The following is a 15,093-nucleotide window of genomic DNA, read 5'->3' as shown; positions in this document are numbered from 1 at the left end:
CCGGACATCCGTTAATGCTCTCGCAACTGATTGAATTTGCCATTAACCACTATGTACTCAGCAGCCTGTTCGTGGTCCTGCTGATCCTGCTGCTGGTCACCGAGCTGCTCAAGGGCGGCAAGAGCCTGAGCAATCGCGAGCTGACGCAGAAGGTCAACAGTGGCGAAGGCGTGGTGTTGGACGTACGGGCGAAGAAGGAGTTCGACGGCGGGCATATCGTCGACGCATTGAACATTCCCCACGACAAGCTGGTCAGCCGAATTGCGGAGCTGGAAAAGCACCGTGGCAAGACCCTCATCGTGGTCGACGCCATGGGCCAGCACGCCGGAACCGCCTGCCGGGAGTTGCAGAAGGCAGGCTTCACGGCCGCCAAGCTGTCCGGAGGGATTGCCAGCTGGCGCGGTGACAACCTTCCCGTGGTCAAGTGAACATGTCCAGAGTCGTCATCTATACCACTGCCTGGTGTCCCTACTGCATCCGGGCCAAGAGCCTGCTCGAGAAGAAGGGCGTGGCCTACGAAGAAATCAAGGTCGACGGCAAGCCCGACCTGCGCGCGAAGATGACCGAGATGGCCGGGCGCACCTCGGTGCCGCAGATCTGGATCGACGAGCAGCATGTGGGCGGCTGCGACGATCTCTACGCGCTCGAACGCGCCGGCCGGCTCGATCCGATGCTCGCCGGCTGACGCCACCCAACATCTGCACGACAAGAAGGCAAGGAAATGACTGAACAAGCTACCAACGGCGCCGCGGCCAACGAGCAGCAGGGCCCGCAGTTCTCGCTGCAGCGGATCTACGTGCGCGACCTGTCGTTCGAGGCTCCGAAGAGCCCGGAAATCTTCCGCCAGGACTGGAACCCGAGCGTCTCGCTCGACCTGAACACCCGCCAGAAAGGGCTGGAGGGCGACTTCCACGAGGTGGTGCTGACCCTTTCGGTGACGGTCAAGACCGGTGACGAAGTGGCCTTCATCGCCGAGGTACAGCAGGCCGGCATCTTCCTGATCAAGGGTCTCGAGGCCCCGGCCATGAGCCACACGCTCGGCGCCTTCTGCCCGAACATCCTGTTCCCCTATGCCCGCGAGGCGCTGGACAACCTGGTCACCCGCGGCTCTTTCCCGGCGCTGATGCTGTCGCCGGTGAACTTCGACGCGCTCTATGCCCAGGAAATGGCCCGCGCCCAGCAGCAGGCCACCGCCGCGCCGACGCCGTCGCAGCACTGAGCCCGCGTTCAGGTGCCAGACGAACCCCGCTGACTGGCGCAATGCTGTTCACTTAAGTGATGGACCCTTGGCCTCGGGCAGGCCTACGGCCTGCATCGCCGCGAGGGCGCGCCTCCCACAGGGCTCGGCGGGCAACTCCGCTTTCGTGGGAGGCCCGACCTCGGGGCGAGCTTGCCTAAGTGAACGGCATTACGCCGACTGGCGGGGTTTTCGTTATGGCATCGGAGTCCGCCGCGAACCGGGCGCGCACGTTGCCGCGTACCAACGCTGAAAAACACCCTCTACTTCCGGAGAGGGTTGGGGGTGAGGGCGCTGTGCACGCTTCCCTCATCCGGCCCTGCGGGCCACCTTCTCCCGGAGGGAGAAGGGAAAAGCCCGCCGCCAGGCGCTGCGACGAACACCTGCAGGAGCAGGCTCTGCCTGCGACCTGGCGGGTATCGTCCGCGGTCAAGCCCCCCCAAAGAAGTGCATTCGCGAGCAAGCTCGCTCCTACGAGAGGCGTTTGGCCATGCCGACGCAGCCATTCGATATCGGCGCTCACGCACATTCCCGTCGCCCCGGCGCAGGTGGCTTGCAGGGTGATGGGGGCTGGCGGTGAAAGGGCTGTGCTGCGGAGGCCGTGATCGCGATCAAGACCCCACACACAAAAGCGCGTGGCGCGCCCTGCTTTCGCGAGCAGGAGCTCGGCGTCCCTCGCTCCTGCAAGGCGCCGTGTTCAGGCCTGGCGGCGACGCAGGTAGTGCACGCTGAACAGCGCATCCGGGTCGGTCCACTGCGCGACGCTGTCGAAGTCGGCGCTGCGGGCCAGGGCGGCGAAGGCGTCGAGGCTGTACTTGTAGGAGTTCTCGGTGTGCAGGCTCTCGCCGGCGGCGAAGCGGAACCGCCGGCCCTCGAGGGTGACGACCTGTGGCTCGGGGCTGACCAGGTGCATCTCGATGCGCGACTGCGCCTGATTGAAGAACGCCCGGTGGACGAAGCGTGACGGCTCGATGTCGCAGTCCAGCTCGTGGCGGATGCGTTCCAGCAGGTTCAGGTTGAACGCCGCGGTGACGCCGGCGGCGTCGTTGTAGGCGGCCTCCAGCACGGCCCGGTCCTTCACCAGGTCGACCCCGACCAGCAGGCCGCCGCCCGGCGGCAGCAGGCTGTGCAGGCGGGTGAGGAACTGCTGCGCCTGGGTCGGGGTGAAGTTGCCGATGCTCGAGCCGGGGAAGAAGGCCAGCGGGCAGGCACTGTCGAAGCCCCGGGGCAGGTGCAGTTCGGTACAGAAGTCGGCGCACAGGGCGTGCACGTCCAGCCAGGGGTAATCCGCCGCCAGCCGCTGGGTGCTGCTGCGCAGGAAGTCCTCGGAAATGTCGATGCCCAGGTAGCTGGCCGGCTGCAGGGCCTCGAGCAGCAGGCGCACCTTGCGGCTGGCGCCGCTGCCGAACTCGATCAGGTCCGCCTCCGGCCCGGCGATGGCGGCGATCTCGTCGGCGGCCCGGGTGAGGATCAGCTCCTCGGTGCGCGTCGGGTAGTACTCGGGCTGGCGGGTGATGGCTTCGAAGAGTTCCGAGCCGCGCTGGTCGTAGAAGAATTTCGGCGAGGTCCACTTCGGGGTGGCGGCGAAGCCGGCGAGGGTTTCGTCGCGCAGCGAGGACTGACTGGTTCCGGCGAGCTGGTCATGGAAGCGAATGGCGAGGGCCATGCTCGGGTTTCCTTGGCAAGTGGAGGCGAGCGCCAGCCTGCCGGGCAGGCTGGACATTATGGTTTGCCCACTGCATCGAGAGCATGTTGGGTACGACCGGAAGCATCCGGAGGAGGTTCAGGCCGCATGACCGCCGGTCGCCCTCCGGCGGCGAGCGCTTCCATCGCCGTTCTCGGGGGGCGGGGGCCTTTCAGGCATCGTCGCGCTCGCCTGCCAGATTGCGATTTCATAACGCTCGAATGCGCTGCACCCTGAAGCTGTCGCCAGGTCCATCCATAACGATGCAATCGCTCGACAGGCGGCACCGGAGCCTGGTCGAGGCGTTTCCCCACGATGGAAAAGGATCGACATGCACATGTCCTATTGGCGCTTTGCCGCCATGATCGCTACGTCCACGCTGGTCATGTTCGGCCTGATGTACCTCAACACCTATGCGCTCGAGCATGTTCTCTGGAGCGAAACGCGGAGCTGGATGGCGCTGGTGATGGGCTCGGTCATGGCGGTGATCATGCTCGCCTTCATGTCGGGCATGTACAGGAACACCCGGCTCAACATCGCCATCTACGCCGGGAGCGCCCTGGTTTTCGTGCTGGCGCTGTGGCTGGTCAGGAGCCAGGCCACGGTTGGCGACGTGGAATACATGAAGGCGATGATTCCGCACCATTCCATCGCGATCATGACCAGCGAGCGCGCGCGAATAAGCGATCCGCGGGTCCGCAAGCTCGCCGATGGAATCATCGAGGCGCAGCGGCGGGAGATAGCGGAAATGAAGGCGCTGATCGACGATCTCGAGAGGCGTGACTGATGGGCCGGCGCCGGTGTGCGTACACCGCGGGAAGCCCACCGGTCGCGGCCTTCGCAGACTCGGGCCAGGCCGCGGCAGGGGCTGCGGGTCGGTTACCTGGCAACGGTTGCGCCGGCGCTTGCCGCTGAGCGACCGTGCGCCCGCCTTGCATGGGGCACCGATCCTGCCGTTGAGCCGGGACCAGGCCCGTGGCCGAGCCTAGCGTTCAGCCCTGGGCATGAAGGTTGCGTCGAGCAAGTTGTCCGGCGACAGCGGCAGCGAGCGGATGCGCTTGCCGGTAGCATGGAACACCGCATTGGCGATCGCCGCCGCCACGCCCACCACACCGATCTCGCCGAGGCCCTTGACGCCCAGGGGATGGCCGCGGCGGTCGTCTTCCTCGATCGTCAGCACCTCGATGTCGGGCACGTCGGCCTGGGTCGCGACCAGTGCCTCGGCCAGGTCCGCGTTCATCCAGCGGCCGTTGCGAGGATCGAGCCGGCTTTGTTCGAACAATGCCTGGCCGAGTCCCCAGACCATGCCGCCCATAAGCTGGCTGCGCGCCAGCAGCGGATTGATCAGCCTGCCGCAGGCGAAGGCGCCGACCAGGCGCTGAACGCGAATCTCTCCGGTCAGCGGCTCGACTGCGACCCTGGCGAACTGCGCGCCGAAGGCGCCACGACCGAACACCGGCTTGCCGATCTGCGAGGCCGTACTGGCCTGGGCCTCGAGCCCGTCGAGCCCCTGGCGGCGCAGCAGTTCGCTGACCTTCTCCCGCCGACCGTCGCCGGCCTGCAGTGCGCCGTCGTGCAGCCTCAGGCTCTCGGCCGGCAGGCCGTGCAGCGGGGAGGCGGCATCCTTCACCGCCCGCTCGGCGAGCTGCTGGCGCAACTGGTCGGCCGCGGCGCCAATGGCCGCGCCCAGGCTGAGGGTGGTCGAGGAACCGGCCGTCAGCGAGCTGTAGGGCAGGCGCGTGTCGCCCCACTCCAGCGTCACCCGTTCCAGCGGCAGCCCCAGCGCCTCGGCGGCGATCTGGGTTAGCGCGGTCGCGCCTCCCTGGCCGATTTCATGGGTCGAGGAAGCGGCCACTGCCGTGCCGTCGGCATTCAGTCGCACCCGTGCCGAGGCCGGCATCTGCGCCACATGGTAGACGGCGGTGGCCATGCCGTAGCCGATGCAACGACCGTTCTCGCGCATCGCGCCGATGCCTCTGGCCCGTGCGTTCCAGCCGATCCGCTCGGCGGCCAGCCGGTAGCATTCACTCAAGGACTTGCTCGACCAGGGCTGGCCGCCCTGCGGCTCCACTTCGGCGTAGTTGCGCAGGCGCAACTCCAGTGGGTCGAGGCCAAGGCGATGGGCCCATTCGTCCATGGCGCTCTCGATGGCGAACTGACTGACCGCCACGCCCGGTGCGCGCATCCAGCTCGGCGCGTTGATGTCCATTTCCACGGCCCGGTGCGAGGTACGCAGGTGCTCGCAGGCATACAGCTTGGGGGTCATCTCGCCCACCGGCTCGATGAAATTGGAGAGCGTCGAGTTCTGGATCAGGGCGTCCTGCATCAGCACCGAGAGACGCCCGTCGGCGTTGCCGCCGAGCCTGATGCGCTGACGGGTGCCGCCGCGAAACGGCATGAGCGAGAACGTCTGGCGCCGGGTCAGTTCGAGCGAGACCGGCCGTCCCGCGCGCCTGGCGGCCATCGCCGCCAGCAACGGGTGCAGATTGCCCTTCTTGCCGCCGAAGGCGCCTCCGGTGAACGGGACGATCAATCGTACCTTGCCGTCGAGGCCGGACTCGGCCTCGCCACTTTTCATCACCTCGGCAAAGGGCTTCCGCAAGCCGAGGTCGAAGGCCTGGCCGAGCGCGTAGGCGTCGCCGTAGGAGTACTGGGTGGCGGTGTGCACGGTGAGCCGGCCCTCAGCATCCCAGGCGGCGACGGCGGCGCCCGGTTCCAGCGCGTTGTGATGCTGCGGCACCGTCTCGTAACTTTCGTCGAGCCGCTCGGCAGCCTGGGCGAAGGCGGCATCCGGATCGCCCCGTTCGGTGACGCCCGGCTCGCCGGCTCCGACCTTCTCGGGCCGTTCGGCATGCGCCTCGTCGAGCGCGAACAGCGGCTCGCGCTCGGCCGGGCCGTAGCGGACCTGGACTTTCGAGGCGGCGTAACGCGCCTGCTCCCGGGTGTCGGCGACGACCACGGCGAGCGGCTGGCCGTTGTAGTGCAGGTGGATGTCCTGAAGCGGCAGGAAGCGACCGAGCTCGCCGCCCGGCAGGGTCTGGATCGGTTTGAGACGCGGCGCGTCCAGGTGCGTCATCACCAGCAGCACGCCGGGCATGGCGCAGGCAGCGGCCGTGTCGATGGCGAGAATGCGGCCGCTCGCGCGCGTGCTCTGCACCACGGCGGCATGGGCGGTTCGCTTTTCTTCGGCATTGGCGGCGTCGTCAGCGAGGTCGGCGGCGTAGCGTGCCTGGCCGGTGACCTTGGCGCGCCCATCCAGGCGGCGTGGGGAGCTGGGTGACGGGCGCGTCATGGGCGGCGGTCTCCGTGGCGGGGGCGGATCGACGATGGAACGACGGCGGGTTGCGCCATTGATCGGTTTTCATTCGGCCATGCGGGACTGACGGCGTTCCAGGAAATCTCCGGGGCGGATGAGCGGCGGGCAGTTCTAGCGCTCATCGGGAAGGTCGCCGGCCCGCTCGAACGTCACCGAAGGCACCGGGTCCATCGGCCTGCCCTTCACAAAAGAGGAGTCGAGACGATGCCCATGAACGTCGAAGTGCTGGGCAGGACGGTCCAGCAGACCGAAATCTGGCTCAACGAAATCAGCGAGCGGCTGGGAACGGGCAGCGAGGAAGAGGCCTACCAGGCTTTGCGCGCGGTGCTGATCAGCCTGCGAGATCGCATCGGCACGGACAACGCGGCGCATCTTTCCGCGCAGTTGCCGGTGTTGATCCGTGGAATCTTCTACGACGGCTTCCATCCCGCCGAGACGCCGAGCAGGGAGCGTACGCGCGAAGCCTTCATGGCCAAGGTCCATGGTGCGGTGACCAACCTCGAGGTCGATCCGGAACAGGCGGCCAAGGCGGTGTTCGAGGTGTTGGCTCGCCATATCGAGCCGAGGGAATCGGAAAAGCTGGCCGGGATGTTTCCGGCCGAGATGCGCGACCTGTGGCCCAGACAGGCCGCGTAGCCACTCATCAACGGCGCTGCGCGGCGCCCGGAGGTCACCTATGAAAGTCGCTGAATGCATGACCCGCGAAGTGAGGATGGTCCGCCCCGAAACCACGATCCGCGATGCGGCGAAAATGATGACTGACGGCGACGTCGGCTCGCTGCCGGTCAGCGATGGCGAGCGGCTGGTCGGCATGGTCACCGATCGCGACATCGTCACGCGGGCCGTCTGCGAAGGGAAGGGTCCCGATACCAATGTCCGTGAAGTCATGACCAATGACGTCAAGTACTGCTTCGATGACCAGGACATTCAGGAGATCGCCCACAACATGGCGGACGTCCAGTTGCATCGCCTGCCGGTAGTGAACCGGGACAAGCGCCTGGTGGGCATCATCGCGCTGGCCGACGTCGCCGTCGCAGCCAACGACCAGACGGCCGGAAAGGCGGTCTCGGGTATTTCCCAGGGCGTCTGATCGACGCCAGACTCGGCGGGCCGGTCGCTCGCCGAGCCTCTGTCCCGTCGCTTCCGGGCGCCTGGCCAGACTGAACGCCGGTGGCGACCGGTCCGGTCGGAACGCCGGCACGCTTCCAGGCTCCAACGCTTGAACCGCATGAGAGCCGCCCCGCGATGCACCCCAGCCGTAGAACCCGACGTCATCCCGTCCCGTACCGTCCCGCGCTTGGGCCGAGCCGGTTCGCGCACGAATGAACGCCTCCCGGCTGATTCTCCTGGCCGTGCTGGCCGCGGCGGTGGCGGCCTTCTTCACCTTCGACCTCGGCCAGTACCTGACCCTCGAATCGATCAAGGCCAACAGCGGCGCCCTGCACGCGCAGGTGCAGGCCTATCCCTGGTGGGCGCGCAGCGTGTTCTTCGTGGTCTACGCGCTGCTCACCGCGCTGTCGTTTCCCGGCACCGTGGTGCTGACCCTGCTGGCCGGGGCGCTGTTCGGGCTGGTGGAAGGCACGCTGCTGGTGTCCTTCTCCTCCAACATCGGCGCCGTGGCGGCGATGCTGATCAGCCGCTTCATGCTGCGCGACTGGATCCAGCGGCGTTTCGGCAAGCAGATCACCGGCATCAACAAGGGCCTGGCGCGCGACGGCAGCTTCTACCTGATCTCGCTGCGGCTGATCCCGCTGGTGCCCTTCGTGCTGCTGAACCCGGCGCTGGGGCTGACGCGCGTGGGCCTGTGGACCTTCTGGTGGACCACCCAGCTGGGCATGCTGCCCGGCCACGCCATCTACGTGAATGCCGGGCGCCAGCTGGTACGCATCGATTCGCTGTCGGGCATCCTCTCGCCGGGCATGATCAGCACCCTGGTGCTGCTGGCGGTGTTCCCACTGCTGGCGACCCGCCTGCTGACCTCTTACAAGGCGCGCCAGGCCTACCGCGGCTGGCAGCGGCCGAAACGCTTCGAGCGCAACCTGGTGGTGGTCGGCGGCGGCACCGGCGGGCTGTCCACGGCGCGCATCGCCGCCTCGCTGAAGGCGCGGGTGAGCCTGGTCGAACGCCAGCGCCTGGGTGGCGTGGCGGTGCACGAGGGTGGCCTGCCGGCGCGCGCGCTGTGCCGTTCGGCGAACCTCGCCCACGCGCTGCGCCACGGCCAGCGGCTGGGGCACGGGCAGCGGATCGGGGAGGCGGACTTCGCCGAGGTGATGACCGAGGTGCGGCGTCTCGCCGAGCAGGCGATGGGCGGCGTCTCGGCCGAGCACTACACCCGTCTGGGCGTGGAGGTGGTCATGGCCCATGCCCGGCTCGGCTCGCCGTGGACGGTCGAGGTGGACGGTCGCACCCTGACCACCCGCGCCATCGTCATCGCCACCGGCAGCCGCCCGTGGGTGCCGCCGATTCCCGGGCTCGACGCCATCGAGCCGCTGACCTGCGACAACCTCTGGGACCTGCGCGAGCGCCCCGGGCGCCTGCTGGTGCTCGGCAACGGCGCCGGCGCCTGCGAGTTCGCCCAGGCCTTCCAGCGCCTTGGTTGCCGGGTCACGCTGGTCAGTGAGCGGGAGGCGCTGCTCGAGGAAGAGGATCCGGAAGCGGCCCAGGCGGTGACCGCCGCGCTGCGTGCCGATGGCGTCGAGCTGCGGCTCGGCCTCTCGCCGCTGCGCGTCGAGCCCGGCGAGGGCGGGCACCGGCTAGTCTGCCGTGACGGCGACGAGGGCGAGCCGGCGCTCGCGTTCGACCGGGTGGTGCTGGCGCTCGGGCAGAACGCCGACATCGAAGGGCTGGGCCTGGACGCACTGGGCCTGGGCTGCGCCGACGACGGCACCCTGGAAGTCGACGAATACCTGTCGACCCGCTACCCGAACATCTATGCGGTGGGCAGCGTGGCCGGCCCCTACGGCGCGCCCCACGTGGCCGAGCACCAGGCCTGGTACGCCGCGGTCAATGCCCTGTTCGGCGAATTCAAGCGCTTCGCGGTGAGCGAGCGGGTGATCCCGCGCGCGGTGTTCACCAGCCCGGAAGTGGCCACGGTCGGGCTGACCGATGTCGAGGCGAAGGCGCAGGGGGTCGAATTCGAGGTGATCCGGCTCGACCTCGGGGCGCTGGCCGGGGCGATCGCCGAGGGCGCCGACCAGGGCTTCGTCAAGGTGCTCATCGAACAGGGCGGGGACCGCATCCTCGGCGTCACCATCGTCGGCGAGCAGGCCAGCGAGACCCTGGCCGGCTTCGTCGTGGCGATGAAGCACAAGCTCGGGCTGAACAAGCTGGCCGACACCGTGCAGCTCGGCGCCACCCTGGGCGAGGCCAGCCGGGCGGTGGCCGACGTCTGGCGCCAGCAGCGCCGCCCGGCGCGCGCCCTGCGCTGGGCCGAGCGCCTGCACCGCTGGCGGCTCGGCGGCGGGCGGCGCTGACGGCGCTAGCTAAACTTCGCGCCTGGCCAGCGGCTCGCGCGCCGGGCCGTGGATGACGTCGCCGTCGGCCTGGAAGATCGAGCCGTGGCAGGGGCAGTCCCAGGTGCGGTCGGCATTGTTCCAGGTGACCGTGCAGCCCATGTGCGTGCAGGCGGCCGAGACCGCATGCAGGGTGCCGGCGTCGTCGCGCCAGACGGCGATCTTCTCGTCGCCGCGGCTGATCACTCCGCCCTGGCCGAGGCCGAGCGCCTGCAGGTCGTCCACCTGGGACTGGCTGTCGCCGCTCTGGTTGAAGTCGTCCGGCATCGGCCGCCTGGGGTCGTAGAGCGAGGCCCAGGGGCGGCGGCCGGTGACGATCTGGCGGGCGATACCCAGGCCGGCGGCAGTCCCGTTGCTGATGCCCCAGGCGTTGAAACCGGTGGCGACGAAGTAGCCGGGCGCCTGCTCGGGGTCCGGCTCGCCGACGTAGGCCATGCGGTCCGCGGTGTCGTAATCCTCGTTGCACCAGCGCCAGACCGGCTCGGTCACCAGCAGGTTGTCGCGCGCCCAGGCTTCCAGCTCGACGAAGCGCCGCGCCACGTCGCCGTCCTGGCCGGTGTTGAAGCGCGGGCCGAGCACCACCATGAGCGGGCCCTCGGCGTCGCGGCCCATGCGGATCGAGTGGGTCGGCTCGTCAACCGCGATGAACATCCCTTCGACCTGCGCGCCCTCCTGCGGGCGGAAGGCGATCGCCACATGGCAGCGCGGCTGCGAGGGGCTGATGTAGTCGACCGGCGTCTGCACCGGCATGTGGGTGGCGACAACGACCTTGTCGGCGCTGACCGTGCCGCCCTCGAAGCCGACCTGCCAGCGCCCGCCGTGCTCGAAGCTCTGTGCCCGCGTGTGCTGGTGGATGCGCCCCCGGCGGGCCTGCACCGCGGCTGCCAGGCCCACCAGGTAGCTGGCCGGGTTGAACTGCGCCTGGTCGGGAAACTCCAGCGCGCCGGTGGTCGCGAAGGGCAGCGGCGCACGCATCAGCACCCGCGCCGGGAAGCCCAGGCAACGGGCCGCCTCGGCCTCGCGCTCGATGGCCGAGCGCCCTTCCACGGTGCAGGCGTAGGCGTAGGCCGACTGGCGCTGGTAGTCGCAGGCGATGTGGTGTTCGTCGATCCAGCGGCGGATCTTCTCCACCGCCTCGCGGTTGGCATCGGCGTAGCACTGCGCCAGGTCCTGGCCGAAGGTGTCGATCAGGTGCCGGTAGATCAGCGCGTGCTGGGTGGTGATCTTCGCCGTCGAGCGGCCGGTGACCTGGCGGCCCACCTCGCGGGCCTCCAGCACCACGACGGACTTGCCGGCCTCGCACAGGGTCAGGGCGGCGGTCAGCCCGACGATGCCGGCGCCGACCACCACCACGTCGCAGTCGTTGACGCCGGTCAGGCGCGGAAAGTCGTTGCGTGGGGCGCTGGCGGTCCAGCAGCAGTCGGGGGTTGCGGATAACGCGACCATGATGCCTCCTCGGCTGACGGGATGACTGCCTCAGTAGAACGGCGGCACCCACCCGGGTTCGGGCGCAACGGCCCGAATGGGCGCGGCGATTTCCGCCGGTCCGTGCCCCGCCCGGCGCCCGAAACCCCTGCCGCCTGCACGGGTCACTCTCGGTAAGCCCTGCCTGGAGGCCAGACCATGAAGCTCTACTACTACGAACACTGCCCCTTCAGCGCCCGCGTGCGCATGTTGCTGAACCTCAAGGGAATCAAGGCCGCGCAGGAGGTGCTGCCGGCCGACGACGAGCAGACCATCGCCCGCCTGATCGGCAAGCACCAGATCCCGGTGCTGGTGCTCGACGACGGCACGCCCATGGCCGACAGCATGGAGATCGCCCGTTACCTCGACCGGCTGGACGGCCAGCCGCTGATCCGCGAACCCGACAGCCCCGCCGTGAACGAATGGCTCGAGCCCTTCGTGCCGACCCTGCAGTACCTCGGCTACCCGCGCTGGACCCGCATCGGCCTGGCCGAATTCGCCACCCCCTCGGCCTACCAGCACTTCCGCGAGAAGAAGACCCACACCATCGGCGACTTCGACGAGGCCCTGGCCAATACCGAGGCCAAGGCGCGCGAGGTGGATGCGCACCTGCAGCGTCTGCCGCAGATCATCGACCTGACGCCGACCCACAAGCACCCGCGCTGGGACGACGTCACGCTGTTCCCCATGCTGCGCAGCCTGAGCGTGGTCAAGGCGGTGCAGTGGCCCGAGGAGGCGCGTGCCTACACCGTGACCCTGGCGCAGCGCTGCGGGCTCGACACCTTCTTCGACCGCGCCCTCTGACTGGCCGTTGAAAAACCTCGGCGAGGTAGGCTGCGCAAGGCCGGTGGCGGCCCTGCAAAAGCAGGCGAAGAAGCGCAGTTTACGAGTTGTAAATGAGCATTTGGATCGGACTCGCGCCCGGGCCTGTTTTTAACGCCGCGATGGCAACGCAGGTGGTTTTCAACAGCCTGCCAACTTGCGTGGCGTCAGCCGCGCCAGGCATCGGCGCGGTTCAGCAGCTCGATGACCTCCTCGTCGCTGGTCTGGTCGAAGCGCTGGTAATGCCGGCCGACCGCGCGAAAACCCTCCGGGGCGAACGGGCAGGCCAGCTCGTCGGCCAGTGGGCGCAGTTGCGCCAGCGACTCCGGCGCGCCGACCGGTGCGGCGAAGATCAGCCGGCTGGGCCCGGCATCGGCCAGCGCCATGAGCGCCACGCGCGCGGTGCTGCCGGTGGCCACGCCGTCGTCGACCACCACCACCTCGCGCCCGGCCACCGGCACCGGCGGTCGCCCGGCGCAGTATTTCGCGCGTCGGCGCTCGATCTCCTCGAGCTGGCGCGCCTTCTCCTGCTCGAACCAGCCGGGCGGCGTGGCGAAGTAGTCCAGCGCATCCTGGTCGACCACCCAGCGCGGGCTGGGGCCGTCGACCACCGCGCCGACCGCGTACTCCTCGTGCCCGGGCGCCCCGATCTTGCGCACCATGATCAGATCCAGCGGCGCCTGGAACGCCTCGGCGATCTCGAAGGCCACCGGCACGCCGCCGCGCGGCAGGGCGAGCACCACCGGCGTTTCCGTGAGCATCGGCCGCAGCACCTTGACCAGCACCTGGCCGGCTTCGCGGCGGTCGGCGAACAGGGGCGAGGAAGCGGGGGAGATGTCCATGGTCAGACTCCGAAGGGAAAGGTGTCGTCTTCGTGATCGCTCGCCGGCCGGCCCGGCAGTGGTACATGGCCCAGAACTGCGGGCGTCGCCGTAGCGGTCGAAAAGCGCGCCGAACGCCTCGTCGCCGAGTGCCGGCAGCGGCTCGGCGTACTCGCGCAACGCGGCGGCGATGTCCTCGCGCGGGGCGATCGCCTGCTGGCGGGCGAACTGTTGCAGGCGTTCTCTGGCGATGCATGCATGAAGGGCGCTCCGACGCACGGACGCGAGGATCCGGCGCCCGATGAGCAGGAGACCGGCCGCCGGCGACGCATGTTCCCCGCCGGCGACGGGGAGGGCGATGCCTCGGGCATTGCCCTTCTGCGTACCGGCCTGCGCCGGTACGACGGTTGGATGCATGGCGGCAGTCCGCTGGGTTACCGGCCTTCCTGGTACGACGGCTGCTACGAACGACCGTCCGTCAAACCCGGGGAATGCCCCCGATCATCGAACAGTCACTTCTCATGAGCGTTCGTCGGAGGAGGCAGGCCATGTCCGCATCATCCAGCCAGTCGCTGAGGTTGCCGGTCGAGGGCGTCGAACTCGGGGCCGAGCTGTGTCTTCGCCAGGACGACCCCGGTATCGTCGTCTTCGTCCACGGCAGCGGCAGCAGCCGGCACAGCCCGCGCAACCAGCAGATGGCGCGCTATTTCAACGAGCACGGGCTGGCGACGCTGCTGTTCGACCTGCTCACCGAAGAGGAACACCGCGAGGACGTGGTCACCCGTGCCTGGCGCTTCGACATCCCTCTGCTGGCGCGGCGCCTGGGCGGTGTCATCGACTGGCTTGGTACGCAGCCGGCCGCAGCCCGCTTGCGCATCGGCCTGTTCGGTGCCAGCACCGGTGCCGCGGCTGCGCTGATCGCTGCTGCGCAGAAGCCCGAGCGGGTGCAGGCGGTGGTTTCGCGCGGTGGACGCACCGACCTGGCCGGCGAGGCGCTGGCCGAGGTCCGCGCGCCGACGCTGCAGATCGTCGGGGCCGAGGACGAGGTGGTGCTGCGCCTGAACCGCGAGGTCAGCGACCGGCTGCGCTGCGAACAGGCGCTGGCGGTGATCCCCGGCGCCACCCATCTGTTCGACGAGCCCGGCACGCTGGAACTCGCCGCCGAGGCGGCGCGCGACTGGTTCGGGCGCCATCTGAAAGGCGCGGGCTGAGCCGTTCGTTGCAGTGCGCGACGAAAGGCGAGCGCTGCCGGCCTCCGGTGCCGGTCCCAGTCGTTACCTGTTTCGATTCATTCTTCCGGAGGTACACATGGGCAAGCTCAGCGGCAAGATCGCGATCATCACCGGCTCGGATTCCGGCATGGGCCAGGCCATGGCGGCCGCCTTCGCGCGCGAGGGCGCGGACGTGGCGGTCACCTGGCATACCGACGAAGCCGGCGCGCAGGCCACCGCCGAACGCGTGCGCCAGGCCGGCGCGCGCAGCCTGGTGTGCCAGCTCGACGTCACCGACGAGGCCAGCGTGCAGGCGCTGTTCCGCGCCGTCGACGAGCAGCTCGGCACGCCCGACATCCTCGTCAACGACGCCGGCGTCGGCAAGAGCAAGGCCTTCACCGAGCTGACCTACGAAGATTTCGACCGGGTGGTGAAGACCGACCTCTACGGCCCCTTCCTCTGCGCCCGCGAATTCGTGCGTCGGCGCCAGGACGCCGGTGGCGGCGGCAAGCTGCTGAACATCACCTCGGTGCACGACGCCATTCCCAGTCCGAACAACGTCGCCTACGGCGCTGCCAAGGGCGGGCTGCTGCTGATGACCCGCAGCCTGGCGATGGAACTGGCGCCGCTGAAGATCAACGTCAACGCCATCGCCCCCGGCCTGATCCGCACGCCGATGACCATGCAGCGGGTCGATGACCAGCAGCAGCGCGAGCAGGAGATGCCGCACATTCCCTGGCACCGCCCGGGCCAGCCGGAGGAGGTCGCCGAGCTGGCGCTGTACCTGGTGGGCCCCGACGCCGACTACGTCACCGGCCAGGACTTCGTCATCGACGGCGGGCTGGAGATGAACTGGGGCCAGGGCGCGTAGGGTGGACAACGGCGCAGCCTTCCTTGTCCATCGTTTTTGGCCGGCTCGCCGTGCAGTCCCTTGGTGGAAAACGCGTTGCGGTTTTCCACCCTACGCCCAACCCGTGCGTAGGGTGGACAACGGCGCAGCCTTATCCACCCGCTTTTTGCCGGCCT

14 protein-coding genes are annotated in these 15,093 nt (G+C 68.8%); 10 read left to right on the top strand and 4 right to left on the bottom strand.

Going from position 1 to position 15,093, the window contains the following annotated elements:
• Positions 1-14 precede the first annotated feature (14 nt).
• The 3 genes from H610_RS0102995 to secB are packed head-to-tail and all read left to right on the top strand — an operon-like array spanning position 15 to position 1,219.
• Positions 15-428 (top strand): rhodanese-like domain-containing protein, encoded by a 414-nt coding sequence (locus H610_RS0102995; RefSeq protein WP_028238299.1) that lies wholly within the window; start codon positions 15-17, stop codon positions 426-428.
• Positions 429-430: 2 nt separating this feature from the next.
• A complete protein-coding gene (gene grxC, locus H610_RS0102990) occupies positions 431-685 on the top strand; it encodes a glutaredoxin 3 (protein ID WP_028238298.1) in 255 nt (84 codons plus the stop codon).
• Positions 686-721: 36 nt separating this feature from the next.
• Positions 722-1,219, top strand: coding sequence for a protein-export chaperone SecB (secB, locus tag H610_RS0102985; protein ID WP_028238297.1), 498 nt, complete (start codon positions 722-724; stop codon positions 1,217-1,219).
• A 715-nt stretch (positions 1,220-1,934) separates the two neighbouring features.
• On the opposite strand, the gene egtD is transcribed toward secB, so the two are convergent.
• Positions 1,935-2,903, bottom strand: coding sequence for an L-histidine N(alpha)-methyltransferase (egtD, locus tag H610_RS0102980; RefSeq protein ID WP_028238296.1), 969 nt, complete (start codon positions 2,901-2,903; stop codon positions 1,935-1,937).
• Between the two features lie 349 nt (positions 2,904-3,252).
• On the opposite strand from egtD, the gene H610_RS0102970 reads away from it, so the two are divergent.
• Positions 3,253-3,708, top strand: coding sequence for a DUF305 domain-containing protein (locus H610_RS0102970; protein ID WP_028238295.1), 456 nt, complete (start codon positions 3,253-3,255; stop codon positions 3,706-3,708).
• Positions 3,709-3,906: 198 nt separating this feature from the next.
• On the opposite strand, the gene H610_RS0102965 is transcribed toward H610_RS0102970, so the two are convergent.
• Positions 3,907-6,213, bottom strand: a complete 2,307-nt coding sequence (locus H610_RS0102965) for a xanthine dehydrogenase family protein molybdopterin-binding subunit (protein ID WP_028238294.1) — start codon at positions 6,211-6,213, stop codon at positions 3,907-3,909.
• Positions 6,214-6,447: 234 nt separating this feature from the next.
• Between H610_RS0102965 and H610_RS0102960 the strand changes: the two genes are divergently transcribed.
• From H610_RS0102960 to H610_RS0102950, 3 genes are all read left to right on the top strand, one after another.
• On the top strand, positions 6,448-6,873 hold the full coding sequence (locus tag H610_RS0102960) for a DUF2267 domain-containing protein (RefSeq protein ID WP_236614259.1): 426 nt from the start codon (positions 6,448-6,450) through the stop codon (positions 6,871-6,873).
• A 40-nt stretch (positions 6,874-6,913) separates the two neighbouring features.
• Positions 6,914-7,327, top strand: coding sequence for a CBS domain-containing protein (locus H610_RS0102955; RefSeq protein ID WP_028238292.1), 414 nt, complete (start codon positions 6,914-6,916; stop codon positions 7,325-7,327).
• Between the two features lie 232 nt (positions 7,328-7,559).
• Positions 7,560-9,710 carry an FAD-dependent oxidoreductase gene (locus H610_RS0102950; RefSeq protein WP_028238291.1) on the top strand — a complete coding sequence of 717 codons (2,151 nt, stop codon included), beginning with the start codon at positions 7,560-7,562 and terminating at the stop codon, positions 9,708-9,710.
• Positions 9,711-9,719: 9 nt separating this feature from the next.
• Here H610_RS0102950 and H610_RS0102945 read toward each other — a convergent pair whose 3' ends face one another.
• Positions 9,720-11,195, bottom strand: a complete 1,476-nt coding sequence (locus H610_RS0102945; RefSeq protein ID WP_028238290.1) for an FAD-dependent oxidoreductase — start codon at positions 11,193-11,195, stop codon at positions 9,720-9,722.
• A 177-nt stretch (positions 11,196-11,372) separates the two neighbouring features.
• Between H610_RS0102945 and grxB the strand changes: the two genes are divergently transcribed.
• Complete coding sequence (grxB, locus tag H610_RS0102940) at positions 11,373-12,017, top strand: glutaredoxin 2 (protein WP_028238289.1); 645 nt, start codon at positions 11,373-11,375, stop codon at positions 12,015-12,017.
• Positions 12,018-12,202: 185 nt separating this feature from the next.
• On the opposite strand, the gene H610_RS26100 is transcribed toward grxB, so the two are convergent.
• Positions 12,203-13,273, bottom strand: a complete 1,071-nt coding sequence (locus H610_RS26100) for a phosphoribosyltransferase (RefSeq protein WP_330216808.1) — start codon at positions 13,271-13,273, stop codon at positions 12,203-12,205.
• Between the two features lie 131 nt (positions 13,274-13,404).
• Here H610_RS26100 and H610_RS0102930 point away from each other — a divergent pair, with 131 nt between their 5' ends.
• Both H610_RS0102930 and H610_RS0102925 read left to right on the top strand, forming a co-directional pair.
• Positions 13,405-14,067 carry a dienelactone hydrolase family protein gene (locus tag H610_RS0102930; RefSeq protein WP_028238287.1) on the top strand — a complete coding sequence of 221 codons (663 nt, stop codon included), beginning with the start codon at positions 13,405-13,407 and terminating at the stop codon, positions 14,065-14,067.
• 97 nt (positions 14,068-14,164) lie between these two features.
• Entirely contained in the window at positions 14,165-14,938 is a 774-nt protein-coding gene (locus H610_RS0102925) for an SDR family oxidoreductase (protein ID WP_028238286.1), read from the top strand.
• Positions 14,939-15,093 lie beyond the last annotated feature (155 nt).

The sequence above is a fragment of the Stutzerimonas azotifigens DSM 17556 genome (genome assembly GCF_000425625.1).
GTDB classification, from domain to species: Bacteria; Pseudomonadota; Gammaproteobacteria; order Pseudomonadales; family Pseudomonadaceae; genus Stutzerimonas; species Stutzerimonas azotifigens.
The sequence above is the reverse complement of the archived record's forward strand: the minus strand, read 5'-3'. Positions and strand labels throughout refer to the sequence as shown.

Excerpts from the sequence above, each read along its gene's own strand:
- H610_RS0102995 (WP_028238299.1), top strand. The coding sequence starts at position 15 with ATGCTCTCGCAACTGATTGAATTTGCCATTAACCACTATGTACTCAGC.
- grxC (WP_028238298.1), top strand. The coding sequence starts at position 431 with ATGTCCAGAGTCGTCATCTATACCACTGCCTGGTGTCCCTACTGCATC.
- secB (WP_028238297.1), top strand. The coding sequence starts at position 722 with ATGACTGAACAAGCTACCAACGGCGCCGCGGCCAACGAGCAGCAGGGC.
- egtD (WP_028238296.1), bottom strand. The coding sequence starts at position 2,903 with ATGGCCCTCGCCATTCGCTTCCATGACCAGCTCGCCGGAACCAGTCAG.
- H610_RS0102970 (WP_028238295.1), top strand. The coding sequence starts at position 3,253 with ATGCACATGTCCTATTGGCGCTTTGCCGCCATGATCGCTACGTCCACG.
- H610_RS0102965 (WP_028238294.1), bottom strand. The coding sequence starts at position 6,213 with ATGACGCGCCCGTCACCCAGCTCCCCACGCCGCCTGGATGGGCGCGCC.
- H610_RS0102960 (WP_236614259.1), top strand. The coding sequence starts at position 6,448 with ATGAACGTCGAAGTGCTGGGCAGGACGGTCCAGCAGACCGAAATCTGG.
- H610_RS0102955 (WP_028238292.1), top strand. The coding sequence starts at position 6,914 with ATGAAAGTCGCTGAATGCATGACCCGCGAAGTGAGGATGGTCCGCCCC.
- H610_RS0102950 (WP_028238291.1), top strand. The coding sequence starts at position 7,560 with ATGAACGCCTCCCGGCTGATTCTCCTGGCCGTGCTGGCCGCGGCGGTG.
- H610_RS0102945 (WP_028238290.1), bottom strand. The coding sequence starts at position 11,195 with ATGGTCGCGTTATCCGCAACCCCCGACTGCTGCTGGACCGCCAGCGCC.
- grxB (WP_028238289.1), top strand. The coding sequence starts at position 11,373 with ATGAAGCTCTACTACTACGAACACTGCCCCTTCAGCGCCCGCGTGCGC.
- H610_RS26100 (WP_330216808.1), bottom strand. The coding sequence starts at position 13,273 with ATGCATCCAACCGTCGTACCGGCGCAGGCCGGTACGCAGAAGGGCAAT.
- H610_RS0102930 (WP_028238287.1), top strand. The coding sequence starts at position 13,405 with ATGTCCGCATCATCCAGCCAGTCGCTGAGGTTGCCGGTCGAGGGCGTC.
- H610_RS0102925 (WP_028238286.1), top strand. The coding sequence starts at position 14,165 with ATGGGCAAGCTCAGCGGCAAGATCGCGATCATCACCGGCTCGGATTCC.